Origin of the sequence: Kitasatospora sp. NPDC057595 (genome assembly GCF_042800875.1) — a bacterium.
Taxonomy (GTDB): Bacteria; Actinomycetota; Actinomycetes; order Streptomycetales; family Streptomycetaceae; genus Kitasatospora.
Genome location: NZ_JBHVGL010000032.1, coordinates 17,387 through 42,407, shown reverse-complemented (window position 1 = coordinate 42,407; position 25,021 = coordinate 17,387). Strand labels below are relative to the sequence as shown.

Below are 25,021 nucleotides of genomic sequence, written 5' to 3'. Positions count from 1 at the left end.
GGCCGGAAGCGGACACGGCGGGCCCGGGGCGCGGCGGGGCGGGGGGTTTCAGCCCTTGGGCTGGCGGTAGGCCTCCTCGGCGGCGTCCAGCACCGCCGCGAGGTCGCCGCCGGCCGTGGCGGTGGCCACCGCGGCCACCGCGCCCTCGACGAACGGGGCGTTGGCGAACCGGACCGGGAACGGCAGGCCGTGCTCGTCGGCGTCGGCGAGCAGCCTGCGGACGGTGGTCACCGCGCCGCCGAGATCGGCCAGCACGACCACGCCGTGGCCCTGGTCGACCCGGCGGGTGGCGGCGGCGACCAGGACGGCGCTGATGCCGGGGCCGGCCACCAGGTCCCCGCCGCTCGCGGCCACCGGGGCGGGGGAGCCGTCGTCGGTCAGGGCGAGGGCGAGGGTGCGCACGGCGTCGGCGAGTTCCTGGCTGTGCGAGACGAGGACGACGCCGACCCGGCCGTGCGTGGGGGGCCGACCCGGGGCCGGCCGGGGCTGCGGGGCCGGGGCGGGCGGGGTGCGGGGCGCCGGAGGGTGGGCCGAGGGGGCGTCGGAGATGGGGATGACATCGGCGCGGGTGCCGTCCCGGCGGCTCATCGGCTGCTCCTCGGGCGCTCGGTGGGGGCTGGGTGGGGGCTGGGCGGTGGGGTGCCCGGGCGGGGCGCTCGGGCGGTGGGGCTCGGTGGGGGCTCCCCACACTCTGGCAGTTCGCCCGCCGCCCGCCCGCGCGGGACACGCCTCCGGCGGCGGGCAGGGCCCGCTGACGGTCCGTCGGCCCCGGCCGGGGGAGTCCTGCCGATCCCGCTGACCGGGGGCCGCGCGGATGACTAGGCTGGGGCCGTTCAGGCCGTCGGGAGGAGAGACCAGCAGTGGCAGCCAACAGCGGGACCGGGGTGGAGTCGGCCGGGGTCGGAACGGAGTCGGCCGGAGCGGCGGAGCTCGGCGCGAACGGGAAGCCGAAGGTGGACTTCACCGGGGCGACCTGGCTGTGCAGCAGCCAGGGCGTGGGCGACGTCCAGATCGCCTTCGTGGACGGCTACATCGGCATGCGGGACGGCCGTCAGGAGGACGGTCCGGTCCTGGTGTTCACGCCCGGGGAGTGGCGGGCCTTCGTGCTCGGCGCGCGGGACGGCGAGTTCGACCTCACCTGACCGGATCCGGCCGGACGCCCCCGCGGGCGCGTCCGGCCGGGCCGGACGCGGTGTGTCGAAGGTCTCGGTGCCGAAGATCGCCCCGAAGGTCTCCGGGGCTCATCGTTCCGATCACATTTGAGCGTGCCCCGTCATAATTTCTGTTGACTGCTGGACAAACGCAGCTCAGAGTATGAGCACAGGCAGACGCCGTGCCCACCGCCCCCACGCGGCCAGACACGGCGCCTGCTGTGCAACCCGACAGCGCTGCCGGGTTTCCTCCCAGTCATCCCCTGCGCACCGGGGTGCGTCGGCCGTTCCCGGCCCACGAGGGGCCGGCAGTCGCCGGGAGGATGGCGCCGGATCCGAGAGCGACTCGGAGGCCGGTGCCGGTGCCCGGGACCCGCACGCCCCCACGCGGCGGCGTCCCGAGCAGATCCGCGGGAGCGACGGGCCGGGGCCCCGCGGACCTTGCTTGTGGTGCATGGAACTGTTGGCTTGTGTGCTGTGCTGTGTGCCACCTCGAAGCTGGGTGCTCGGCGGATCGACACGACGGTGTGCACAGTGAGGGAAACGCGGGTAGGGCCGCGTTGCGACAGGCCGTCCCCCCGAAGGGTGAAACCCAGAACGGCTGTCGTGCTGAACCGAACGTAGCCCGGACGGTTGCTCAGAGTCAACATTGGTCTCTGAGCGTGGATCTCCGTCCAGCGTCCCACCCACCCCGCGAGCGTGGTGTGCCGGGCACGTACGATGTTCCCATGTCTTTTCTCCGCCGTCGCTCCGGTCAGCCCACCGGCCCGGACTTCGACGTGCTCGCCATGGACCCGGGCGACTGGCCCGGCGACTTCGGTGCGGCCATGATGACCGGCCCGGACGGCTCCTGCCAGGGGATTTTCCTGCGCTACGACCTGTTCGGCGGCAGAGGCCCGGCGATGTTCATCGGCAACCTCCCCGAGGGTTCGCCGGCCCGGGACACCGGCGACAGCGTGCCCTTCGAGGTGCGCCAGCTGCTCGCCGCCCTCGGTGACGAGGAACCGGTCGACTTCGTCTCGGCGGAGGACTTCCCGGTCATGCTCGGGGACGACCTGCTGATCGTGAAGAAGGTCAAGGTCAGCGAGGGCCGGGTCTTCTGTGCCCAGTTCGGCCGGAGTGACGGCGTGCAGGTCACCATCGCCTCCTGGGACCGACCGATTTCGGACGACCTCTACCAGTTGCTCAAGCCGCTGCCCGCGGACATGTTCCAGCAGGGCTGACGGGGTACCGGAACCGTGCCCCGGAGGGCAGGGTTCCGGCGCCCGGTCCGGCACTCGTCGCACTCCCGTCACCCCGCTCGTTCCGGGCCTCGGGCGCTGCTTGACGGCCTCGATCACGGCTTCGTAAAGTCGCGGACATGTCGTGCCGTCCCCTGCTGCTGACCCGTCGCAGCTACCTCGACCTGCGGCGCACCGCCAGCGCGGCGTGTCCGGGCCACTGAGGGGGATTCGTCCCCGAGGCGGCGGGCGGCCGGCCGAACGGCCGGCGCCGGTCCGGGGGCGGGTGTTCCGCCGAGCCCGGGTTCCGGGGGCGGGAGTTCCGCCGACCTCCGGGGTCGCCTACCGGTACCGCGCGCCCGATGCGGGTGTGTCGAGGAGTCAGAGCCCACGCTGCCGCCCGGAGGCACCAGCCCCATGAGCACCATCGCTGCCGATCAGTCGCCCGCCGTTCCGTCGCCCGTCGCCTCCGCCCTCGCGGGGCTGCCCCGGGTCGTCGACCTGCTGGCCGCCCGGGCCGAGGAGCACGACCGCGACGCGACCTTCCCCTACCAGGGCATCGAGGCCGTGCACGAGGCCGGACTGCTCACCCTGACCGTCGACCGGCGGTACGGCGGACCCGGCGGCACGCTCGCCGACACCGTCCAGGTGCTGTCCCAACTCGGGCGCGGGGACGCCTCGGTGGCCGTGGTCACCGCCTTCACCCTGCTCCAGCACGCCGAACAGGCGCGGACCGCCGGCTGGCCGGTGGCCGGCTACCGGCGGCTGCTCACCGAGTCCCGGCGCGGACCGGCCCTGGTCAACACCCTGCACGCGGAGCCCGGCGCCCGCGCCGGCGAGCCGCCGGCCACGGTGGCCCGCTGGGACGGCACGGGCTGGCTGCTCACCGGCCGCAAGACGTACTGCGCCGGTGCCGAGGCGCTCGCCTGGATGGCGGTGACCGCCCGGACCGACGAACCGGAGCCCAGGACCGGCACCTTCCTGGTGCGCGGCGAGAGCGAGGGGCTGGAGGTCGATCCGACCTGGGACCAGCTGGGCCTGCGGGCCAGTGCCAGCCATGACGTGGTGCTGGACGAGGTGCGGGTGCCCGCCGAGCTCGCGCTCGGCCTGAACCCGCCGAAGGGCGCCGCCGGAAGGGGCGTGACCGGTTCTGCCGCGCGCCCCGCTTCTGCCTCGACCGCCACCGGGGACGCGCCCCGGGCCGTCCCGGCGGCCGAACTCGCCCGCGCCTGGCACGATCTGGCGCTCTCCGCGGTGGCCGTCGGGGTGGCCCGCTCGGCCCAGGACTGGCTGGTCCGCTTCCTGCACCAGCGAACTCCGGCCAATCTCACCGAACCGCTCGGCAGCCTGCCCCGCTACCGCAGCGCGCTGGGCGAGATCGAGGCCCAGCTGATCGGCGCCGAGGAACTGGTCCACGGGCTGGCCACCCGGGTGGACCGGGCCGAGCCGGAGGCCGTCGCCCGGACCGGCCCGGCCCACCTGCTGGCCACCCGGGCCGCGATATCCGCTGTCCAGCAGGCCGTCTCGCTCACCGGCAACCCGGGCCTGAGCCGCCGTCACCCGCTGGAGCGCTACCTGCGGGACGCGCTCAGCAGCCGGGTCCACCTGGCCCCCGACGAGGCCGTCCTGGAGGCCGCGGGCCGGGCCGCCCTGGAACGCGGCGCCCGGCCCTGACCGGACGCCGGCGGCCGGCCGGCGTCACCTCGTCCCGACGGCGGCCCGGACCGCGCGGCGGGCCAGCGCGGCGTCGTCGTACAGCCGGCGGATCATGATCCGCTGCTCCTCGCCGGCGCCCGGCACGTCGTACAGCCGGATCTCGCGCATCAGCACCAGCACCAGGTTCACCAGGAACGCGTCCCGGGCCAGCGTGCCGCCGCTCTGGGCGAGTTGGCTGATCTGCCGGCGTGCCGCGGTGTCCCCGGACAGCACGCTCCAGAGCACCGCCAGGTCGTAGCCGGGCAGGTACCAGCCGGCCTGCTCCCAGTCGACCAGCACCGGACCGGACGGCGCCAGCAGCATGTTGCTGAGCAGCGCGTCACCGTGGCAGAGCTGGAGCGGGGCGTGCCCGAGGCCGTGCAGCAGGCCGCGCAGGTCCCCGGCGTCCCGGTCGGTGAGCTGGCCCACCGAGTGGTAGCGGGCGATCTCCAACTGGTAGTCCAGCCGGGGCTGGAACACGTCGGTCGGCGGCCGCCACAGGTTGAGCGTGCGCACGGCGGTGAGCAGCGCCCGCACCTCGCCCGGCGTGGGCGCGTTGGCCGGGTGGCGCTCCCGGGCGGCCGGGCGGCCGGGCACGCGCTCCATGACGAGCACGCAGCGGTCGTGGTCGGCCGCCACCAGCCGGGGCAGCCGCACCGGCGGGCGGTGCCGGACGAAGGCCCGGTAGACCGCCACCTCGTGGTGGAAGTCGGCCACCAGCTGCTCGAAGTACGCACTCCGCACGGCTTGCGGGGAGAGGCACTTGGCCACCACCGGAGCCCGGCCGATGGTGCCCGCCACCAGGATGTGGCGGCTTCCCTCGCGCAGCACCTGGCGCGGGGTGAACGCGGGACATATCCGCGAGACGCCGGCGAGCGCGGCCCGGACGGACGGCGTCTGCAGCGCCGAGGGGTCGATCCGCTCCTGTGCCGCGGGCTGGCCCGGCCGGACCGGCGGGCGCAGCAGCCCCGGCCGGCCGTCGCCGGGTCGGGCGGCGGGGATCCGGGCCCCGGGGACGCGGGGCCCGGCCGGGGCGGCGGTCTCGGGCGAGCGGAGCCCCAGCGCGGCCCGGGCGGCCTGGACCCGGGGGTCCGCGGGCCGGCCGTCGACGGCGCCGCGCGGGGCGGCCGGCCGGGACGGCGGCGGGACCTGCTTCGGGCCGGGACGGCCGGCGGCTGCGGTGGGGGGGCGCAGCGCGGTCCGGGGCGCGGTCGGCGTCGGGGAGGTCGCTGAGGAGTACATGGGGTGAGGGAGATCCCTTCCTGGTCCGTCTCGGATGAGCCCGCGGGGGCGGGGAGGGCCGTGCCGCCGGGTTCCTGGTCCGGCGGCGGGCCCCTGTGCGGTCCGGTGGGTGGTGCGCGGGCGCCGGGCACGGACGCCGGGGCCGGAACCCCGTGCTGCGGCGGTGGACCGGCCGTCCGCACCCTGGGGAATGCGGTCGGCCGGTTCTGCCGCGGCCGTGCCCGGCGCCCCCGCGCCACCCGGCCGCGCCACCCCCTCGGGTGAGGACCGGGAGCGCCCCGGAACCCGCACGGGGGAACCCCCCGGACCGGTCTGGGACGCCGCCCGACCCGGAGGCGAGGTGACGCACCTCTACATCACACCCGGGCGACGGTGGTTGGTAATGTGGCGGACCCTGGCGAAGCCTGGCGAATGCTCGCCGGGTACCTGACGGAGCCTCTAGCCTCGGACCAGCCGAGGAATCCTGGGGGCTTCACTTGAGCAGGGGACCCAACACCCGACTCGCCGATCTGTTCGTCCTGACCGGATGGTCGAAGGGCGAGCTGGCCCGGCTGGTCAACAGGCGGGGTGCCGCGATGGGACAGCAGCAGCTGTCCACCGACACCTCGCGGGTGCGGCGGTGGATCGAGCAGGGGGAGATCCCGCGCGATCCGGTGCCGAGGGTACTGGCAGCCGTGTTCACGGAGCGGCTCGGCCGTGTCGTCACCACTGAGGACCTCGGTCTGGAGCGACACCGGCCCACCAGGACCGGAGCGGGGCAGTCCGCCACCACGTCGACATGGGAGCCGGATCGGACGGCCGCGGTCCTCACCGAGTTCACGGGAATGGACCTCATGCTGAACCGACGTGGATTGGTGGGTGCGGGCGCCGCGCTCACGGCCGGGGTGGTCATCGCCGACTCGCTGAAGGGCTGGCTGGGCGGGGACGCGGTCGCGTACGCGGCCTCGGCGCCCGGTCCGCGCCAGGTGGTCACCCAGGGCGGTGTCCGGCCGGTGGTGGACCTGTACGACGCGGGCCCGGTGGGGTCCGAGGAGGTGCAGGCGCTGGAGCGCTCGGTGCAGGTGTTCCGGGCCTGGGACGCGGCCCGCGGCGGCGGCCTGCAGCGCAAGGCGGTGGTCGGTCAACTCAACGAGGTGGGCGGGCTGCTGACGCACCGCCACAGCGCCGCCGTGGAGCGGCGGTTGTGGCTGGTCGCGGCCAACCTCGCGGTGCTGGCGGGCTGGATGTCGCACGACGTGGGGCTGGAGCCGACCGCGCAGAAGTACTTCACGCTGGCCGCCGAGTCGGCGAAGGAGGCCGACGACCGGCCGCGGGCGGGGGAGGCGCTCTCCCGGGCGGCGCGCCAGATGGTGCACCTCGGGCGGGCCGACGACGCGATCGACCTGATGGCCGCGGCGCGGGCGAGCGGCGGCCGGATGCTGCCGAGCACCCGGGCGATGCTGAACACCGTGGAGGCGTGGGCGCACGCGTCGATCGGGCAGTCGCAGGCGACCTGGCGGCTGCTGGGGGAGGCGGAGGACCTCTTCGCGGAGGACCCGGACGGTCCGCCGCCGTCCTGGATGCAGGTCTTCGACGAGGCGGAGCTGCGCGGGATGCAGGCGCTGGTGCTGCGCACGCTCGCCGAGCACGACGTCTCGGCCGCCGGTGAGGCGCGCCGGCACGCGGAGCGGGTGATCCGGCTGCGGGAGGGGACCGGTCAGCTGCGCTCGGCGCTGTTCGACCGGATCACGCTGGCCTCGGTGCACTGGCTCACCGGGGAGCCGGAGGCGGCGGACGCGCAGGTCAGGGAGGCGCTGCGGCTGATCGGCCAGAACTCCTCGCACCGGACGTGGGACCGGCTGCGCGAGATGTACCGGCTGACCGCGCACTACCGGGGCGTGCCGGCGGTGGACGAGCTGCGGGGCGAGCTGGGGCAGGAGCTGCGGGTGGCGGCGGCGAAGAACCGGTCCCGGTTCGCCTGATCCCGGCCGGGCCCGGCGGCGGGGCCGGGGCCTCGGGGTGTTCGGGGGCCGGGGCGGTCAGCAGGCGCGGGCCGGGCGCAGCAGCATGCGCAGGGCGGTGACCGTGCCGTCGCTGCCGAGCACGGGCTCGCCGGCGCACTCGACCATGCCGTGTCCGCCACCGGGGTGGCGGACCTGGAGGGTGCCGACGGCGGACCGGCCGTGCACCAGCGCGTCGGTCATCATCCGGCGCAGCTGCGGCCGGTCCGCCTCGCTCAGCCGGTCGGGCAGCCGGTCGAGGCTGAGCGGGCCGTGGCCGGGGTCGCAGCCGAGCAGTCGGTAGGCCTCGGCGGACCAGCGCACGTCGTCGGTGCGCAGGTCCCATTCGGCGGCGGCGACCGTGTCGCGGCCGGGCGTCGGTGTCATGGGCATGGTGTGTCCAGTCATCCGTGCGCGGCGGTCGGCCGGCGATGGTGGGAACGACTGTCGCACAGCGGTCCGACGTCCGTGGGCGATTTGGACAGAACGCCGCCAAAGTTCCCCCGGCATATGCCAGTGCGCACAATGGCCCGGTCGCCCTGTGTGCGACGGGCTGTCCGAAGCGGTAACCTTCGGTGATTCCGGCGCCCGGGCGCCCACCGCAGTACCGACCAGAGACCCCGGCGACGGAAATCCCGTTGCCACTACGACCGCCGCAACGGATGCTGACCTCATGTTCGAGCCAGTGATAGCACCCAGTGCCAGCCTCCTCGGCCTCCTGCAGCGAGGTCGCGGTGACGGGCAGCTCCATGCGCTGGCCGCCGACCGCACCGAGGCCATCACCGCGTTGGAGGAGTGCGTCACCAGGGACCCGCGAGCCGACTGGCAGGTCGAGAACCGCTCCCTCTACTACGCCCGCCTCTACATGGAGCTGGAGGCGTCGCTCGACGGCATCGAGGACCACCTCCACTCCCCGGAGGACCTCCTCGACGAGGACGAGGCCCGCACCGGCCTCGCGCTGTCCGTCCTGGGCCACCTCGCCGCGTACGGCCGCCGGGACGCCCTCCTCATGCTCCGCGAGTACGCCGCCACCGGCACCAACTGGGCCTGGGCCCTGGACGAGCTGGCGCTGCGCGACGACGACCGCGGCCTGCTGCTGCTCGGGACCGCCGTGCTGGACCGCTTCGCGCCGGGCCCCGAGGGGGACGCCGAGCTGCGCGAGACCATCCGGGGCGCCTACGAGCCCAGGCCCTGGCGGCTCTGGGCCGCCTACCACCCCAGAGTGGCCGCGGCCAGTGAGCAGTCACCCTTCGACCTGTGGCAGCGCCAGCTGAACCGCAGCGGCGTCACCCCCGGCTGGTCCACCTCCGACGTGCTGGCCTGGGCCGACCAGGGCGAGCTCGGCGGCCTCGGCGCCGCCGCCTTCGCGGGCGGCCCGGTCCGCCCCGAGGCGCCCCGTGACGCCGGCTCCCCGGCCCGCCCCGACGCGGTGGACCGCCGCGCCGCCGCGGCCGCCCGGTGCCTGGCCGCCGTGGTGCGGCCCGAGGACCTCGGCGCCGTCCTGGAGGCGGCCCGCAGCGGTCTGCCCGGCGCCCGCCGGGCGGCCCTGCGCTACCTCGTCGACCAGTGCGACCCGGCCGCGGCCGGCCTGATCGAGGCGGCCGCCGCCGACGTGGACGACCGGATGGTCCGGTTCGCCCTGGAACTGCTCGGCCGGATGCGCGGCCCGGAGGCGCTGGCCCAGGCCCGCCGCTGGGCCGACCCGGCCACCGGCGGCGCCGACAGCGCCCTCGGCGAGGCCGCCGTGCGGCTGCTGGCCGACGCGGGGGAGCCCGTGGACGGGCCCCTGGTGGTGGGCGGGCTGCGCCGCTGGGTCTCGGTCCACGGGGTGTCCGGGGCCGACGCCGGGCTCGGGACGCTGGTCGACGGCGCGGGGCGGCTGGCCGCCGCCGGAGCCGTCCCGGTCCTGCGCCACATCTACGGGGAGGCCGTCTCCTCGGAACTGCGCGGTCGCGCCGCCCGGGCGCTCGCCGCGACCGACGTGCACTTCCCCGAGGGGCCGGCCGTCGAGTGCCTCTGGGACTGCGAGGAGTCCACCCGGGAGCTCGCCGCGAGACACGTCGCCACCACCGGCGACGCCCGTGTGCTGGAGCGCCTGCGCCGCCTCGCCGCCGACCCGGCCGAGGAGGCCGAGGTCCACGCCGCCGTCCGGGGCCGGCTGACGGCCGCCCGGGAACGCCGCCGCTAGCGCGCCGCCTGCGTTGGGACGACGAAACGGGCCGGTCCACCTCGACGGTGGGCCGGCCCGCTCTGCTGCTCCCGAATGGAACGCGGTTCTCGTTCGCCGCTACTTGGCGACCACGCCGGCGTCCGGGGCCAGCGTGCCCACGGAGACCAGGACGATGATCAGGACGCCGAGCGCGATGCGGTAGATCACGAACGGCATGAAGCTGTTGTTCGAGATGTACTTCAGGAACCAGGAGATCGCCGCGTAGCCGACCACGAAGGCGATCAGGGTGGCCAGGATGGTCGGGCCCCAGGCCGGAGCCGGCCCCTCGCCGATCTTGAACAGCTCCAGGACGCCGGAGGCCAGCACCGCCGGGATCGCCAGCAGGAACGAGTACCGGGCCGCCGCCTCGCGGCTGTAGCCGAGCAGCAGGCCCGCGCTGATGGTGCCGCCGGAGCGCGAGACGCCCGGGATGAGCGCGAGCGCCTGGGCCATGCCGTAGCCGGCCGCGTGCGGCAGGGTCAGGTCGGTGATCGGCTTGGCGTGCCGGATCGCCCGGGTGCGGTCGGCGACCGCCAGGATCACGCCGAACAGGATCAGCGTGCTGCCGATGATCCGCAGGTCGCGGAGGTCCTGCTCGATGGTGTCCTGGAACAGCTTGCCCAGGATGCCGATCGGCAGGGTGCCCATGATCACGAACCAGCCCATCCGCGCGTCCTGGTGCGAGCGCAGCGCGGGCTTGAACAGCGAGAGCGTCCAGGTCTTCACGATCGACGCGATGTCGCGGCGGAAGTAGATCAGCACCGCGGTCTCGGTACCGAGCTGCGTCACGGCGGTGAAGGCCGCTCCCGGATCCTTCCAGCCCAGCAGGGCGGGGAAGACCCGGAGGTGGGCGCTGGAGGAGATCGGCAGGAACTCGGTGAGCCCCTGGATCAGGCCGAGGACGGCCCCGTGGAACCACTCGATCACCGGACACCCGCCCGGGGTATCCGTCGCTCGATGCGCATGAAGCGTTCCTTGTTGGTCGGTGCGGGAACGGCCCTGCGAACCGGCCGGCGCGGTCCAGCGGCGCGGCTCGATGGCAGGCGAACCACCGGTCCCGCCCGGCGCTACGGGCCGCGCGCGGGCCCGGCGTCCGCCTGATGCTACGCCGTTCAGGTGACGGCCTGTCGCCCGCCCCCACTTTCGGGGCCGTTCCCGCGACCGGTGCCCCCGGACCGGTCAGCCGGCCACCGGCCGGGCCCGCACCCAGATCCGGTCCTCGGTCAGGTAGGAGTCGACGGCCAGCCCGGCCTCGGCGAGCGCCTGTTCGAACTCCGCCCGGTCCATCGGGCGCGACAGGAAGGTCTGGGTCCACGTGGCGTCCGGGAACTCGTACTCCACGTGCACCTGGTTCACGCCCTCGGCCACCGGCGTGGCCGAGGCCACCCGGACCAGCCCGTCCGTCCCGAGCGGACGCTCGCGCGGCACCTTCGCCCGCGTCTGCCAGTCCTCGCCCTCGCGCTGGATCAGCACGCAGCCGTCTGCGGCGACGTGCCGGCGGCAGGCGTCCAGCAGGCCCCGGCGGACGTCCAGGCTGCCGGCGTGGATCAGGAAGGAGGCGAGCAGCACGACGTCGAAGCGCTCGCCGAGGTCGAGGCGCTCGATCGGGCTGCGCACGGTGCGCGCCCCGCGGACCCGCGCCAGCATCTCGGCGGACTCGTCCACCGCCGTCACCCGGAAGCCCCGCTCCAGCAGCGGATGGGTCATCCGGCCCACGCCGCAGCCGAGTTCGAGCAGGCTCGCGCCGGGCGGGACGGCGCCCGCGATCAGGTCGGGCTCGTCGTTGACGGGCAGCCGTGCGTACATGTCGACCGCGCAGCCGTCCGGGGTGATCGCGCCCGGGCCGGTGCCGCGGTAGCCCTCGCGGTGCTGGGGGTGTCGTTCGTCAGCCATGCGAACCATCCGAGCACGGTGGGCGCCGGGTGGGAAGAGGGCGTGCTGATCAATGCTTGGCATATACCCCAGGGGGGTATAGAGTCATCGACGAGCCGGGCAGCACGGCCACAGGGAACGAGCACGCGGAGGACGACATGGCGCACCCCGCCCAGCACGACCACCGGCAGCACGCCGGCCACGAGCACGAGCACCACGAACACCGCGGCCACGAGGGTCATGAGGGCCACCACGGGCACGCACACCACGAGGGCCACGGGCACGGTGGCGGGGCCACCACCTGGGCGGCCGCGGCGCAGGCGACCCTGCACTGCCTCACCGGCTGCGCCATCGGCGAGATCCTCGGCATGGTGCTCGGCACCGCCTTCGGGCTGCACAACGGCGCCACCGTGGTGCTCTCGATCCTGCTGGCCTTCGTCTTCGGCTACGCGCTGACCATGCGCGGCGTGCTCAAGGCCGGCCTGGACGTCCGCACCGCCGCCAAGGTCGCGCTGGCCGCCGACACCGTCTCGATCATCGTCATGGAGATCATCGACAACACCGTGATGATGACCGTCCCCGGCGCCATGGACGCCGGCCTCGGCGATCTGCTGTTCTGGCTGGCGCTGGCCGGCTCGCTGCTCCTGGCCTTCGTCCTGACCGTCCCGGTCAACAAGTGGATGATCGGCAAGGGCCGCGGCCACGCCGTGGTGCACGCCTACCACCGGCACTGACCGCTCACCCGCGCTGCCCGGACCGAACGCCGCGGCCCGCGCCCGCCCCTCCGCAGGGGCAGGCGCGGGCCGCGGCGTTGTGCGGGTGCGCTCAGGCCGCCCGGTCGAGATCCGCGAGGGTGGCGCGCAGCCAGTCCAGTTCCGCGGTGGTGGTCGCGCGGGCGATCAGCAGCATCCCGCGGCGGAACGGATCGGCCACCTCCTCGGCGCCCATCGGCCGGCTGCCGTCGTAGAAGAAACTGGCCGGCTCGCTGAGGAAGGCGAGGCGGCGCCGGAGCACGGCGGCCTGCGCGGCCGGTTCGCCGTCGAGGTGGCGCAGGAAGGCGAGCACGGTGAACCAGCGGTTCTCGTCGCTGACGTCCAGCTCCTCCGGGGCGCGCAGCCGCTCCAGCAGGGCGGCCCGGCCGGCGTCGGTGAGCCGCAGGGTGTGCCGGGGAGCCGCCGCCGCGCCGGGTTCGGTGGCGCGCACCAGCAGGCCGTCCGCCTCCAGCCGCTTGATCGCCGGGTAGAGCGTGCCGTCGCTGATCGGCCGCACGTGCCCGGTGAGCGCGGCGAGGTGGCGCCGCAGTTCGTAGCCGTGCAGGGGTCGGTCGTGGAGGAACCCGAGGATCGCGAGCTTCAGCATGGGCCCACTCTCTCAGATCCGACCGCCGATATATCGGTGTTGATATACCTCGGATTCGAGGTATGGTCTCTCCGGCGCCCCGGAGGACCCGCGGCGCCGCCCCGACGAACCGCAGGAGGAGTACGACCGTGCGCGACGCCACCGTCACCCCGAACGGCGACCGGATCCGCTGGGTGGAGATCCCCGGCCGGGAGCCCGTCCGCCTCTATCTGCACGGCCTCGGCGCCAGCTCGCCCGTCTACTACGCCGCGGCCGCCGCCCACCCGCTGCTCGCCGGTCACCGCTCGCTGCTGCTCGACCTGCTCGGCTTCGGCATCAGCGACCGGCCCGCCGACTTCCCCTACACACTGGAGGCGCACGCCGACGCCGTCGCCGCGGCCGTCCGCGCGGCGGGGGCGGAGCGCGTCGAGGTGATCGGCCACAGCCTGGGTGGCGCGGTCGCGATCGCGCTGGCCCACCGGCACCCCGGGCTGGTCGCCGGGCTGGTGCTGGTCGACTCCGTCATCGACCCGGTCGCCCCCGCCCGAGGCCCGGGCAGCAGTGGCATCGCCGCGTTCACCGAGGAGGAGTTCCTGGCCGGCGGCCGGGAGGAGGTCGAGCAGTGGGCGGGCCCGTTCTGGTGGGCGACCATGCGGCTCGCGGGCGCCGAGGCGCTCCACCGCAGCGCCGTCCACCGCTGCCGGGCGACCGTGCCGTCCCTGCGTGAGCAGCTGTACGGCCTGGATCTGCCGCGCACCTTCCTGCACCCCGCGGCCGACGGCGAGCCGGCCGGCGCGGAGGGGCTCCGGGCGGCGGGCGTGGTGCTCGACGCGGTGCCGGACTGCGGGCACAACATCATGATCGACAATCCGGAGGGCTTCGCCAGGGCCGTCGCCGCCGCGGTGGCGTAGCGTCGGTGCCGTCCTGTCGTTGTGCTTGATCCGCTGTGAGGAGTGTGCGTGCCGATCCAGGTGCCCGAGGCATTGGCGGCCTCCCTCGTCCGGTTCCTCGGGGCGGAGGGGCGCGCCTGGGTCGACCGACTGCCCGCGCTCGCCCGGGAGTTGGCGGACCGCTGGGAGCTGCGGCCCGACGGTGCGCCCGCGCACGGCGTGGTCGGTCTCGTCCTGCCCGTCCGACGGGCCGACGGCACCGGCGCCGTGCTCAAGCTCCAGCCCGTGGACGAGGAGACGGCCGGCGAACCGCTCGCCCTGCGCGCCTGGGGCGGCCGGGGCGCCGTCCGGCTGCTCGACCACGACCCGGCCACCGGCTCGATGCTGCTGGAGCGCCTCGACCCCGGGCGCTCCCTGCTCGACGTCCCCGACGACCTGGCCGCCACCGCCGTCATCGCCGAGCTGCTGGCGCAACTGACCGGGTATCAAGCTCCGTCAGGGGTGCGGAAGTTGTCGGATGTCGCGGACGCCATGCTGGCCGGTGTCCCGGAGGCGCGCGGCAGGCTGGCCGAGGAGGCCGACCGCCGACTGCTCGCCGACCTCGCGGCCGCCCTGCACGAGGTCCGGCCCGAGCCGGGCGACCGGCTGCTGCACTGGGACCTGCACTACGGCAACGTGCTCGCCCCGCTCGCTCCCGGTGTCCGCGCCGGCTGGCTCGCCATCGACCCCAAGCCCCTGGCCGGTGATCCGGGGTTCGAACTCCTCCCCGCGCTGGGCAACCGCTGGTCCGACCTCACCGCCACCGGCGACCTGCCGCGCGCCCTGCGCCGCCGCTTCGACCTGATGACCGATCGCCTCGCCCTGGACCGCGACCGGGCCGTCCGCTGGACCCTCGCCCGCGTCCTGCAGAACGTCCTCTGGGGCGTCGAGGGCGGCGATTCGGTCGTCGACGACCGTCAACGCGTCATTGCCTCGGCCCTGTTGGGACGCTAGCCGGACGTCCGGGGAGGACGGCGAAGCGCAGCGGGGTGCCCGGGCGGGCCTGCGCGGCGGCGGCGAGGTCGGCGGGCGGCACGACACCGACCACCGGGTAGCCGCCGGTGGTCGGGTGGTCGGCCAGGAAGACCACCGGCAGTCCGTCCGGCGGGACTTGAACGGCTCCCAGCACCATGCCCTCGCTGGGCAGTTCGCCCTCCCGGGCGCGGGCCAGCGGAGGGCCCTCGGTGCGCAGCGCGATCCGGTTGCTCGCCGGGGCGACCCGAAAGGTCGCGCGGGACAGCCGGTCCGCGACGTCCGGGGTGAACCAGTCGGCGCGCGGCCCGAGCCGAAGTCGCAGCGCCAGCAAGGCCGGTGGAGCGGGCAGCGGCACCAGCTCCGGCAGCGGCCCGAACGGTGGACGCGGGCCGACGGGCAGCTCGTCGCCGACGGCCAGTGGGGCCGGGCCGAGGCCCGAGAGCAGATCGGCCGAGCGGCTGCCGAGCACCGGCTCGACGGCGACCCCGCCCGCCACCGCCAGGTACGCGCGCACCCCGGAGGTCGCGGCACCGACGTCCAGCACCGCCCTGGTGGGCACCGCCACCGGCGCGCCCCAGGCGGCGGGCCGCCCGTCCACCCGCACCGGCGAGGGCGCGCCGGTCACCGCGACCGTCAGTGGCCGCAGCGCCCGCACCGCGATCCCGCCCAGCGTGGTCTCCAGGGCCGCCGCCCCGGGCGCGTTGCCCACCAGCCGGTTGGCCGCCCGCAGCGCCGGCTCGTCCAGCGCCCCCGCCCGCGGCACCCCGAGATGCGCCACCCCGCGCCGCCCCAGGTCCTGCACGGTGGTCAACGGCCCCGGGCGCACCACCACCATCGCACCCGTCACGCCGACCCTCCAGGGAGCTGCGGCGCTTGGGCGCGGGGTATGGGTGGAGTGCTGGTGGAGGCGGTCACGCTGTTCCTTCCGGGCGTCGTGGTGCCTGGGCGCGGGGTCCGGGTGGCGCGTCGGTGGAGGCGGTCACGTCGTTCCGTGCGGGCGGTGTCCTGCTGGAGTGACTTGCTGGAGTGGCCACTCGGGCTGGGTCGGCGGATGGGGGGCGCGTTGCCCGCGCCCTGCCGCCGGGCCTCCCCGCAGGGCGTGCGGCCGTCTCGTGCGTTGGTCTCGCCGTCCGGCCGCTCGCCGAGGGCGCCGTCGCCCTGTGCTCCCGGAGATGCGTCGGCCGGTGGCGTGCCGTCGGCCTCGCCCGTCATGGGGTGTCGCCCCGGAGCGGGGTGAAGCGGACGCGGGTGCCCGGGGCGAGGAGGGCGGGTGGGGTACGGGCGGCGTTCCAGAGGGGGAGGGCGGTGCGGCCGAGGAGTTGCCAGCCGCCGGGGGAGGGGTGCGGGTAGACGCCGGTGTAGCGGCCGGCCAGGGCGACCGAGCCCGCCGGGACGCTGGTGCGCGGGGTGGCGTGGCGTGGCACCTCGTACCGCGCGGGCAGGCCGGTGAGGTAGCCGAAGCCGGCGGCGAATCCGCAGAACGCCACCACGTACTCGGGCTCCGTGTGGATCCGGACGGCCGCCTCGGGGGAGACGCCCCACCGGCGGGCGACCTCGTCGAGGTCCGCGCCGTCGTAGACGGTGGGCACCTCGACGAGCGGCCCGGCGGTCGCCGACGCCGCGCCGGGGCGCGCCGTGCGCAGCAGCCGGGTCAGCGCGCCGACGTCCGCCACGCCGTCCAGCAGGACGGTCCGGGCCGCGGGCACGATCTCCTCGACCGGCGGCAGGTCGCCGGCCGCCCGGCGCTCGCGCAGCCAGCCGTACCAGGCGGTGACCTCTGCGGCGTCCGCGAGCTCCACGAGCAGCGCGTGCTCGCCCACCGGCCGGACGACCGGCCCGACGGCCGCAATCGGGTCGGCCGCTTCCGGGCCGGCCGGGTCGGCGGGGTCGGGCTCCCCGGCGCGGTCGGTCACGCGAACGCCTCCACCCGCACGCCCGCCGAGGCGAGGGCGCCGCGGATGCGCCAGGCGAGCTGCGCCGCGCCGGGGGTGTCGCCGTGAACGCAGAGCGAGCGCGCCTCTACCGCGATCGGTTCGCCGCCGACGGCCTCCACGGTGCCGTCCCGGGCGATGCCGACCGCGCGGGTGATGACCTTCTCGGGGTCGTGGATCACGGCGTCGGGTTCGCGGCGCGGGACGAGGGTGCCGGCCCAGGTGTAGGCGCGGTCGGCGAACGCCTCGGTGACCACCGGCAGTCCGGCGCCCTCGGCGACCGCCAGCAGCCGGGAGCCCGGCAGGCCGAGCACCGGCAGCGGGCCGTCGCCGGCCGCCCCGGAGCACAGGATCCCGGCGACCACGGCCTCCGCCTGGTCGGCGTCGGCGACCACCCGGTTGTAGAGGGCGCCGTGCGGCTTGACGTAGGAGACCCGGGAGCCGGCGGCGCGGGCGAAGACCTGCAGGGCGCCGATCTGGTAGGCGATCTCGTCGGCCAGTTCGTCGGGCGGCACGTCCATCGCCCGGCGGCCGAAGCCCGCGAGGTCCCGGTAGGACACCTGGGCGCCGATCCGGACGCCGCGTTCGGCGGCCAGCGCGCAGACCCGGCGCATGGTGGAGGGGTCCCCGGCGTGGAAGCCGCAGGCGACGTTGGCGCTGGTGACGACGGAGAGCAGGGCCTCGTCGTCGGTCAGCGTCCAGCGTCCGAACCCCTCGCCGAGGTCCGCATTGAGATCGATCACCGCATCGGCCACGCCCGTCCGCCTTCCAGCAGCTGTTGAGGCAGATGGTAGGGCCTGCGCCGGGGCGCGCCGCGCGCCGCTCTTCCGCCCGGCTGCGCGGGCCGGTCGGGCGGGCCGGTCAGGCCGGCCGGGGGTGTCCGGCCGCCTCCGCCCGCTCGACCAGCGGCCGCAGCGCGCGCAGGACGAGGAGCAGCGGGACGGCGCCCACGATCCCGAACGACATGTCGACAAACCGCCAGTAGAGCGGAATGCCCCGCAGTGGTCCGCAGATCAGTGTCAGCGGGATGATCCCGGCGCAGGCGAGCACCGCCCAGCGGATCACCCAGACGTTGCGCACCGGGTCCCGGAGGGGTCCCCAGAACGCCGCCACGATCACCAGATGGGCGAAGGCGAGATTGAACGCGTTCAACCCATCCTTCGGGGTCGCCGCACCTCGTCGCCCGCCCCGCCCCCGGTCCTGCCCCGACCCCGCCCCCGGTCCCGCCCGGGTGGCTGTCCGAAAGGTCCGTTTCGGTCGATGTCGGCCCCTGCCTCTAGTCTTGTCCCCCGTGACCGTCATCGCCGACCAGCCCACCGAGCACGGCCCCCGGCCGCCCGCCGGGTCCGCCGTCGCCGCCGCGCGGCCCGCGCAGGGCCCCGCCGCCGACGAGGGCCTGGCCCGCCGGCTCAAGGCGCTGGCCTGCACCGCCCCGCTGCACGACCTGGACAGCCGCAAGGTGATGCTGGCCGGCGAGTACGGCGGCTACGCGATGGCCGAGGTCGGGCTCGCCGCGATCGACCTGGTCACCCTCAACATGGACTTCGACACCGGCGCCGACCGCGAGCTGGTGCTCGCCCGGCTGCTGCCCAGGGTCGCCGCCCAGGCGCCCGGCCGCCCCACCGCCGAGCACCAGCGGGTCGGCCGCTGGGTGCTGGAGTCGCTGATCAACGTCGGCAGCGTCGACCGCGGCTTCCGCGCCGTCTACGGCACCTTCAGCGCCGAGGGCGAGTACGTCCGCCGCGACTACGACTTCAAGCTGATCGAGGAGGTCCCGGGCCCCGACGGCGGCGTCTACCTGCGCACCACCGACGAGGCGGTCAACGTCCTGGTCGGCGCTCTGGACACCGACGTCACCTCCGCCCAGATCGCCGCCGAGGTCAAGCTGGAGGTGCTGATCCGGCGCGGCCGCCTGGCCGACGCCCAGCTCGCCGCCGAGCAGGCCCGCTACCGCACCGTCCAGTACGCCGAGACGCTGCGCCGCGCGCTGGAGGCCACCCGGCGCAACGTCCGCGCCGTCGACTGGATGCGGGCGATCCCGGACCTCATCGACGAGGCGCTGGACCACATCGCCGACCGCTACCGGCACGAGAACGCGATCCTCACCAACATCCGCAAGGCCCGCGACGAGGCCGAGGAGCCGGAGCACAAGCGCCGGGCCGCCGAGCTGGTCGACATCGTCAAGGACTGCATCCGCCGCCACACCCAGCTGCAGACCAGGCTCCTGGAGGCCGGCCCGCTGTTCCGCGCCGAGCAGGACCGGCAGGCCTTCGCCACCCCCGGCGCCCGCAGCGGCATCGACCTCTACGGCCAGCTGCTCGCCCCGGTGCTCCGGCTGCCGATAGCCCAGGCGGTCCGCCCCACCGGCGCGTTCTTCGCCCGCGGCACCGGCCTGCGCACGCCCGTCTCGGTGCGTGTCGCCGACCTGGTCGACCTGCTGCTCACCCCGCCGGTCGAGCGCGAGCACCTCGGCGCCGAGCTGCCCGACCCGGACCTCGTCGCCACCCCGGACGACAGCCGGTTCTCCGAGGCCCAGCTGGAAGCCGCCCTCGACCTGCTGGACCTGCCCGCCGACGCGCCCCGCCGGCTCTCCGGTCTGCTCGCCGAGGCCCGCGCGCAGGACCCGGAGCTCCCGTACCTGGTCGCCCTGCTGGCCGTGCACGCGGCCAGCCCGCCGGTCGGCACCGCCTACCGGCAGGGCGAGGAGCGGCTGCTCTTCGCCGTCGACGACGGCACTCCGCTGCACGACCGGGAGTTCGGCGGCGCCGACCTCATCGTCGGCAGCGCCCTGCTCGACGCCGTCGGGATGGCCGCCGACCGCAAGGACGCCGGCTGACCCCCGTCCGGGCCGACGCCGACCAACCCGCCCGCACCCACCCACCCGCACCCCCGCAACGCCCCGAGGAGCACCGCCCGTGACGACCCACCACGACACGTCCTGGGCGCCCGAGACCGAACCGGCCGCCCCCGCGCCGATCACCCCGGCCGACGTCGCCGACGCCGCCCGCCTGGTCTCCTTCGGCCTCCAGGCCAAGCTGCTCCCCGCCCGCGACGCCGAGTACGCCGAACTGGTCCGCCGCCACCGCGAGGACCCGCCCTTCGCCCGTCTCGCCGACGCCGTCGCCACCGGCATGGGCCTGGTCGTGCTGGAGGTCTCCCCGCGCGCCGGCATGGCCGTCGCCGCCGCCGAGGACTCCCTCTTCGCCGTCCGGATGGGCGACTACTCGCGCCGCGCCGCCTCCGAGTCCACCGACCGCTTCCTGCACGGCCTCGCCCACCTGGCCGTCGCCGCCATGGCCTTCCCGCGCCCCGAGGACCTCGCCGACGACGGCTACCTCGGCCGGATCACCGTCAACGGCATCGACTCCTTCGTCCGCCAGGCCTGCCGCCGCCTGGAGGAGCAGGCCGCCGCCGACGGCGACAACACCGACCCGCAGAGCGACGCCCCCGGCCTGGAGGCCGCCTGGCGGGTCTGGGCCCGGCGCACCGCCACCGGCGCCACCAAGGACGCCCGCCGGCTCTCCGGCTCCACCATCGGCATCGTCGCCAAGGCCGTGCTGTTCCTGGTCGACTCCGGGTTCCTGCAGAAGGTCTCCGACGACGCCGGCGGCACCTACCGCACCACCGCCCGCTACCAGCTCCAGGTCCGCGACCTGGCCGGCACCGCCGCCATGGCCGAACTGCTCGACCTCGGCGTGGTCCCGGTCTCCGACGGCACCGCCTCCCTGCTGCCCCCGGACACCGGGGACGACCTGGTCGCCGACGCCGGCCTGCCGTTCCACTCGCTCTAGCCCCGGGCCGCACCGCGACCCTCCCCGGGCCGCACCGCGACCCCGCCGGCACCCCCGCCCCCACGCCGGCACCTCCGATCCTCCGACCCATCCGCCTCCTGGAGAACCGCCGCACATGTACGAGCTCAACCGGGTCCGCCTCTACTCGATCGGACCGGCCGGCGCCCGCTACGCCGACACGGTGCTCGACCTCCGCGGCGTCGGCGAGCCCGTCACCGATCCGGCTCCCCAGCAGATCGGCCTGTTCGGCGAGGACACCGAGGGCCCGGTCCGCCGCCCCGCCCCGGCCGGCGTGCTCTTCCTGGAGAACGGCGGCGGCAAGTCCGTCCTGCTCAAGCTGATCTTCTCGGTCATGCTCCCCGGCCACCGCAACACCCTCGGCGGCGCCAGTTCCGGCGTGCTCCGCAAGTTCCTGCTCGCCGACGACTGCGGCCACGTCGCCCTGGAGTGGCAGCACACCGTCACCGGCGAGCTGATCGTGGTCGGCAAGGTCAGCGAGTGGCGCGGCCGCCAGGTCTCCTCCGACCCGCGCAAGTTCGCCGAGACCTGGTACTCCTTCCGCCCCGGCGCCGGCCTCACCCTCGACTCCCTGCCGGTCGCCGAGCGGGTCAGCCTGGCCGGCGACCAGAAGGCCCGCGGCCGCCGTCGCACCATGAAGGGCTTCCGCGACGCCCTCACCGAGGCCGGCAAGGCCCACCCCCACCTCGACCTGGTCTTCGAGGACGGCCACGACCGCTGGACCGAACACCTCGGCGAGCTCGGCCTCGACCCCGAACTCTTCCGCTACCAGCGCGAGATGAACGCCGACGAGGGCGAGGCGGCCGGCCTCTTCGCGGTCAAGCAGGACAAGGACTTCACCGACCTGCTGCTGCGCGCCGTCACCGACACCCGGGACACCGACGGCCTCGCCGACCTCGTCCACGGCTTCGCCGCCAAGCTCGGCCTGCGCTCCGAGCTCACCGCCGAACGCGACTTCACCGCCGGCTCCCTGGAACTGCTGGAGCGGATCGCCGAGTCCACCACCGCCCGCGAGACCGTCCGCGAGGCGCACCGCACCGCCGAACGCCGCACCCGCCGGCTCGCCCACGCCCTCGCCTCCCGCGCCGCCGCCGAACGCGACCGCGCCGAGGACCTCGCGGTCGAGGTCGCCGCCGCTGCGGGCGCCGTCACCGCCGCCGAGAGCGACCGCACCCGGCACACCCTGATCGCCGCCGAACTCACCCACCGGCACGCCTCGCTGGCCCTGGCCGCCGCCACCTCCGAGGCCGCCGCGCTGCGCCGCGAACTCACCGACGCCCGCACCCTGCACTCCGCCTGGCAGGCCGCCGAGGCCGTGCTGCGCCACCGCGCCGCCGCCGACCGGGTGAGCCGGGTCGCCGCCGCGATCCGCGAAGCCGAGCTGGACGCCGCCCCCGCGCTCGCCGCCCGGGCCCGCGCCGCCACCGCCCTGGCCCGCGCCCTGGAGGGCGCCGCCGCGGCGGCCGAGGATCGCGCCGACACCGAGGAGCAGCGCGCCGCCGAACTCCAGGCCGACGGCTCCAAGGCCCAGACCGACGCCACCGAGGCCGCCACCGCCGCCCAGAAGGCCCGCAGCGAGGCCGAGCACCTGCGCCAGCGCCTCGCCGAGGTCGAGCAGGAGACCGCCGCCGCCGTCGAGGCCGGCTTCATCGACACCGACGGGGACGTCGACCCGGCCCGCGCCGCCCTGCACGCCGCCGACGTCGAGAAGTCCGCCGCCGCCGCCCTCGCCCAGGCCCGCACCGCCGCCGAGTCCGCGTCGACCCGGCTGCGCGAGACCGCCGCCGCCACCGGCCGCGCCGAGCTCGCCGCCGCCCGCGCCACCGACGCCCGCAAGGCCGCCGCCCAGGCGCTCGCCACCGAGCAGCGCACCGCCGCCCTGCTCGCCACCGAGCCCCGGCTCGCCGACCTGCTCTCGCTCACCCCCTACCAGGACGGCGCCGAGGAGGACGCCGGCTTCCTCACCCCCGCCGTCCTCGACCGCAACGCCGAGTACCTGCGCGAACTGCTCGACGAGGCCATCGCCACCGCCGAACGCACCCTGTTCGACCTGCGCACCGCCGCCGCCGACGACTCCCGGATCCTCGCCGCGCTCGGCGACGGCGGCCTGCTGCCGCCCGGCCCGGACGTGCTCGCCACCGTCGAGTACCTCGCCGAGCACGGAATCCCCGCACTGCCCGGCTGGCGCTACCTCGCCCAGTCCGTCGACCCGGCCGACCACGAGGCGATCCTCGCCGCCCGCCCCGAACTGGTCGACGGCGTCGTCGTCACCGACCCCAACTCCCTGGACCGGGCCCGCGAGGCGCTGCGCTCCGCGGCCCTGCTGCCCCGCTCCACCGTCGCCGTCGGCGCCGCCGCCTCGCTGATCGCCCCGATCACCGACGAGCCCGCGTTCTTCCTGGTGCCGCCGAACCCGGCCATGCACGACGAGTCCGCCGCCGACGACGAGCGCCGCGAACTGCGCGCCCGCGCCACCGCCCGCGAGGAGCACATCCGCGAACTCGCCGCCCGCCTTGGCGGCGACCGCGCGCTCGCCGCCCGCCTCGCCTCCTGGCACGCCAGCTGCCCGCCCGGCACCCTCGCCGAACTCGCCGGCGCCGCCGAGGCCGCCCGCGAGCACGCCGAGCAGGCCGCCGCCGCCCTCGCCACCCTGCGCGCCGAGCACGACGAGGCCGAGACCGACCACGCCGCCGCGGCCGTCGCCCACGAGGAGCACCGGGAGGTCGCCCAGCGCGCCCGCCGCCGCGCCGACGCCCTCTCCGGCCTCGCCTTCCGGCTGCGCGAGCGCGCCAACTGGAGCCGCCGACAGCGCGAACTCGCCGAGGACGCCGCCGAGTGCGACCGCCGTCAGGCCGTCTGCGCCGAACGCGCCCGCACCTGCGACGAGGACCGCCGCGCCGTTCAGCGTGCCGCCGACGACGCCCGCCGCACCGGGCGCGCGCTGCGGGCCGAACGGGCCGAGATCTCCGCCGCCGAGCAGTCCGACGAGCCCGCCGAGACGGCCCCCGCCGCGCTGCCCGAGCTGCGCGAGGCCTACCGTTCCGCCGCCCAGCTCTACGAGAAGGTCGGCGTCGGCGCCGACCTGCGCGCCGAACAGGCCCGCGCCGAGGGCGACGAGGCCGCCGCCGCGACCGAGCTCGACCGCCTCACCAACAAGGTCCGCAGCCGCGCCGAGGAACTGCTCAACAGCCCCGACGGCGCCGACGGCCCGGCCCGCCAGGCCGCCGCCGCCCGCGCCGAGGAACTCGTCGCCACCATCGAGGCCCGCGCCGCCGCCGCCAGCGAGCAGCTCGGCCGGCTGCGCGGCGAGGCCGAACGCTCCGCCCCCGCCGACGGCGAGGCGCACACCGAGCTGCCCGAGGACCTCGTCCCCACCGACCCCGAGCACGCCCAGACCCTGCTGCGCAGCGCCACCAGCCGGCTCGCCGAACGCCGTGAGGCCGTCGACACCGCCCGCACCGCGCACGCCGACCTCCAGCGCACCCTCGACGCAGCCCAGACCGGCGCCGCCGACTTCGACGAGCACGCCGGCCAGCTCCGCGACGGCCTGCGCGAGCAGCAGGACGACTCCGAGACCCTGGTCGAGCCCTACCTCGGCCCGCTCGCCGACGCCCGCACCGCCGCCGCCGAGGCCCGCCGAGCCCTGCGCACCGCCGCCGGCGAGCTGTCCTCCGCCGAACTCGCCGTCCGCGACGCCTCGGACGCCCTGGTCCGGCACGCCAACGCCGCCCGCTACGAGGCCGTGCGCACCCCCGCCCGCCAGCAGATCCGCGAACTGCCCGCCTCCGCGTTGCCCGACCACGCCGCCAACTGGGCCGCCGCCTTCGCCCCCCGGCTGCGCGTGCTCACCGACGAACTCGCCCAGCTGGAACGCAACCGCGGCTCGATCGTCGACCGGCTGCGCGGCCTGGTCGAGTCCTCGCTGGCCACCCTGCGCGCCGCCCAGCGGCTCTCCCGGCTGCCCGAGGGCCTGGGGGAGTGGTCCGGTCAGGAGTTCCTGCGGATCCGCTTCGAGGACCCGGACCACGCGAGCCTGGTCGAGCGCCTCGGCGAGGTCATCGACGAGGCCACCCGCGCCGCCGTCCGCAAGAACAGCGACCTGCGCCGCGACGGCATGTCCCTGCTGCTGCGCGGCGTCGCCGCCGCGATCGGCCCCAAGGGCGTGGCCGTCGAGATCCTCAAGCCGGACGCGGTGCTGCGCGCCGAGCGGGTGAGCGTCGGCCAGATGTCCGACGTGTTCTCCGGCGGCCAGCTGCTCACCGCGGCCATCGCGCTGTACTGCACGATGGCGGCGCTGCGTGCCAACGACCGCGGCCAGTCCCAGCTGCGGCACGCGGGCACGCTGTTCCTCGACAACCCGATCGGCCGCGCCAACGCCACCTACCTGCTGGAGCTCCAGCGCGCGGTGGCCGACGCCCTCGGCGTCCAGCTGATCTACACCACCGGCCTGTTCGACACCACCGCGCTCGCCGAGTTCCCGCTGGTCATCCGGCTGCGCAACGACGCCGACCTGCGGGCCGGCCTCAAGTACATCTCGGTGGAGGAGCACCTCCGGCCGGGCCTGCCCGCCCCGCAGGACCCGGACGGCCCGGCCATCCACGGCGAGATCACCGCCACCCGGATGTTCAAGCGCCCGGCGGAGGTTCCGGCCTCGTCGTGACGGTCGTAGCG

At 75.8% G+C, this 25,021-nt stretch carries 21 protein-coding genes; 11 read left to right on the top strand and 10 right to left on the bottom strand.

Annotation, left to right across the window (positions count from 1 at the left end):
* Window positions 1–48: 48 nt before the first annotated feature.
* Window positions 49–588 carry a PTS-dependent dihydroxyacetone kinase phosphotransferase subunit DhaM gene (locus ACFU9E_RS32790; protein WP_380684081.1) on the bottom strand — a complete coding sequence of 180 codons (540 nt, stop codon included), beginning with the start codon at window positions 586–588 and terminating at the stop codon, window positions 49–51.
* Between the two features lie 296 nt (window positions 589–884).
* Between ACFU9E_RS32790 and ACFU9E_RS32785 the strand changes: the two genes are divergently transcribed.
* The 3 genes from ACFU9E_RS32785 to ACFU9E_RS32775 all read left to right on the top strand — a co-directional run bounded on the left by ACFU9E_RS32785 (window position 885) and on the right by ACFU9E_RS32775 (window position 4,045).
* Window positions 885–1,142 carry a DUF397 domain-containing protein gene (locus ACFU9E_RS32785; RefSeq protein WP_380715569.1) on the top strand — a complete coding sequence of 86 codons (258 nt, stop codon included), beginning with the start codon at window positions 885–887 and terminating at the stop codon, window positions 1,140–1,142.
* A gap of 737 nt (window positions 1,143–1,879) precedes the next feature.
* Window positions 1,880–2,374 (top strand): hypothetical protein, encoded by a 495-nt coding sequence (locus tag ACFU9E_RS32780; RefSeq protein ID WP_355369788.1) that lies wholly within the window; start codon window positions 1,880–1,882, stop codon window positions 2,372–2,374.
* A 414-nt stretch (window positions 2,375–2,788) separates the two neighbouring features.
* Window positions 2,789–4,045 carry an acyl-CoA dehydrogenase family protein gene (locus ACFU9E_RS32775; RefSeq protein WP_380689030.1) on the top strand — a complete coding sequence of 419 codons (1,257 nt, stop codon included), beginning with the start codon at window positions 2,789–2,791 and terminating at the stop codon, window positions 4,043–4,045.
* A gap of 24 nt (window positions 4,046–4,069) precedes the next feature.
* Here ACFU9E_RS32775 and ACFU9E_RS32770 read toward each other — a convergent pair whose 3' ends face one another.
* Window positions 4,070–5,308 carry a phosphotransferase gene (locus ACFU9E_RS32770; protein ID WP_380689032.1) on the bottom strand — a complete coding sequence of 413 codons (1,239 nt, stop codon included), beginning with the start codon at window positions 5,306–5,308 and terminating at the stop codon, window positions 4,070–4,072.
* Window positions 5,309–5,784: 476 nt separating this feature from the next.
* On the opposite strand from ACFU9E_RS32770, the gene ACFU9E_RS32765 reads away from it, so the two are divergent.
* The gene (locus tag ACFU9E_RS32765) at window positions 5,785–7,269 is read left to right on the top strand and encodes a hypothetical protein (RefSeq protein ID WP_380689264.1); all 1,485 of its coding nucleotides are present in this window, start codon (window positions 5,785–5,787) and stop codon (window positions 7,267–7,269) included.
* 57 nt (window positions 7,270–7,326) lie between these two features.
* Here the strand turns inward: ACFU9E_RS32765 and ACFU9E_RS32760 are convergent, their stop codons facing one another.
* Window positions 7,327–7,674, bottom strand: coding sequence for a PAS domain-containing protein (locus ACFU9E_RS32760; protein ID WP_380689262.1), 348 nt, complete (start codon window positions 7,672–7,674; stop codon window positions 7,327–7,329).
* Window positions 7,675–7,960: 286 nt separating this feature from the next.
* Here ACFU9E_RS32760 and ACFU9E_RS32755 point away from each other — a divergent pair, with 286 nt between their 5' ends.
* Window positions 7,961–9,475, top strand: coding sequence for a HEAT repeat domain-containing protein (locus ACFU9E_RS32755; protein WP_380689261.1), 1,515 nt, complete (start codon window positions 7,961–7,963; stop codon window positions 9,473–9,475).
* A gap of 99 nt (window positions 9,476–9,574) precedes the next feature.
* Here ACFU9E_RS32755 and ACFU9E_RS32750 read toward each other — a convergent pair whose 3' ends face one another.
* Complete coding sequence (locus ACFU9E_RS32750) at window positions 9,575–10,420, bottom strand: undecaprenyl-diphosphate phosphatase (RefSeq protein ID WP_380689928.1); 846 nt, start codon at window positions 10,418–10,420, stop codon at window positions 9,575–9,577.
* 255 nt (window positions 10,421–10,675) lie between these two features.
* Entirely contained in the window at window positions 10,676–11,389 is a 714-nt protein-coding gene (locus ACFU9E_RS32745; protein ID WP_380689926.1) for a class I SAM-dependent methyltransferase, read from the bottom strand.
* Between the two features lie 137 nt (window positions 11,390–11,526).
* Here ACFU9E_RS32745 and ACFU9E_RS32740 point away from each other — a divergent pair, with 137 nt between their 5' ends.
* Entirely contained in the window at window positions 11,527–12,102 is a 576-nt protein-coding gene (locus ACFU9E_RS32740) for a DUF4396 domain-containing protein (RefSeq protein WP_380689924.1), read from the top strand.
* 91 nt (window positions 12,103–12,193) lie between these two features.
* Here the strand turns inward: ACFU9E_RS32740 and ACFU9E_RS32735 are convergent, their stop codons facing one another.
* Window positions 12,194–12,727 carry a PadR family transcriptional regulator gene (locus ACFU9E_RS32735; RefSeq protein ID WP_380683459.1) on the bottom strand — a complete coding sequence of 178 codons (534 nt, stop codon included), beginning with the start codon at window positions 12,725–12,727 and terminating at the stop codon, window positions 12,194–12,196.
* A 128-nt stretch (window positions 12,728–12,855) separates the two neighbouring features.
* On the opposite strand from ACFU9E_RS32735, the gene ACFU9E_RS32730 reads away from it, so the two are divergent.
* Both ACFU9E_RS32730 and ACFU9E_RS32725 read left to right on the top strand, forming a co-directional pair.
* Window positions 12,856–13,617 (top strand): alpha/beta fold hydrolase, encoded by a 762-nt coding sequence (locus ACFU9E_RS32730; protein WP_380683458.1) that lies wholly within the window; start codon window positions 12,856–12,858, stop codon window positions 13,615–13,617.
* Window positions 13,618–13,659: 42 nt separating this feature from the next.
* Window positions 13,660–14,589 carry an aminoglycoside phosphotransferase family protein gene (locus ACFU9E_RS32725; protein WP_380683457.1) on the top strand — a complete coding sequence of 310 codons (930 nt, stop codon included), beginning with the start codon at window positions 13,660–13,662 and terminating at the stop codon, window positions 14,587–14,589.
* On the opposite strand, the gene ACFU9E_RS32720 is transcribed toward ACFU9E_RS32725, so the two are convergent.
* The 4 genes from ACFU9E_RS32720 to ACFU9E_RS32705 form a co-directional block, all read right to left on the bottom strand.
* Window positions 14,561–15,445: a biotin-dependent carboxyltransferase family protein gene (locus ACFU9E_RS32720; protein ID WP_380683462.1), complete on the bottom strand. Its 885-nt coding sequence runs from the start codon at window positions 15,443–15,445 to the stop codon at window positions 14,561–14,563. The two genes, ACFU9E_RS32725 and ACFU9E_RS32720, sit on opposite strands and share 29 nt — an antisense overlap.
* 373 nt (window positions 15,446–15,818) lie before the next feature.
* The gene (gene pxpB / locus ACFU9E_RS32715) at window positions 15,819–16,460 is read right to left on the bottom strand and encodes a 5-oxoprolinase subunit PxpB (protein WP_380683461.1); all 642 of its coding nucleotides are present in this window, start codon (window positions 16,458–16,460) and stop codon (window positions 15,819–15,821) included.
* A 59-nt stretch (window positions 16,461–16,519) separates the two neighbouring features.
* The gene (locus tag ACFU9E_RS32710; protein WP_380683456.1) at window positions 16,520–17,296 is read right to left on the bottom strand and encodes a LamB/YcsF family protein; all 777 of its coding nucleotides are present in this window, start codon (window positions 17,294–17,296) and stop codon (window positions 16,520–16,522) included.
* Window positions 17,297–17,402: 106 nt separating this feature from the next.
* Window positions 17,403–17,693, bottom strand: coding sequence for a hypothetical protein (locus ACFU9E_RS32705; protein WP_380683455.1), 291 nt, complete (start codon window positions 17,691–17,693; stop codon window positions 17,403–17,405).
* A 148-nt stretch (window positions 17,694–17,841) separates the two neighbouring features.
* On the opposite strand from ACFU9E_RS32705, the gene ACFU9E_RS32700 reads away from it, so the two are divergent.
* The 3 genes from ACFU9E_RS32700 (at window position 17,842) to ACFU9E_RS32690 (ending at window position 25,010) form a co-directional block, all read left to right on the top strand.
* A complete protein-coding gene (locus tag ACFU9E_RS32700) occupies window positions 17,842–19,377 on the top strand; it encodes a hypothetical protein (protein ID WP_380683460.1) in 1,536 nt (511 codons plus the stop codon).
* A gap of 79 nt (window positions 19,378–19,456) precedes the next feature.
* Complete coding sequence (locus tag ACFU9E_RS32695; RefSeq protein ID WP_350791373.1) at window positions 19,457–20,332, top strand: hypothetical protein; 876 nt, start codon at window positions 19,457–19,459, stop codon at window positions 20,330–20,332.
* Window positions 20,333–20,447: 115 nt separating this feature from the next.
* The gene (locus ACFU9E_RS32690; protein ID WP_380683454.1) at window positions 20,448–25,010 is read left to right on the top strand and encodes a hypothetical protein; all 4,563 of its coding nucleotides are present in this window, start codon (window positions 20,448–20,450) and stop codon (window positions 25,008–25,010) included.
* Window positions 25,011–25,021: the final 11 nt, after the last annotated feature.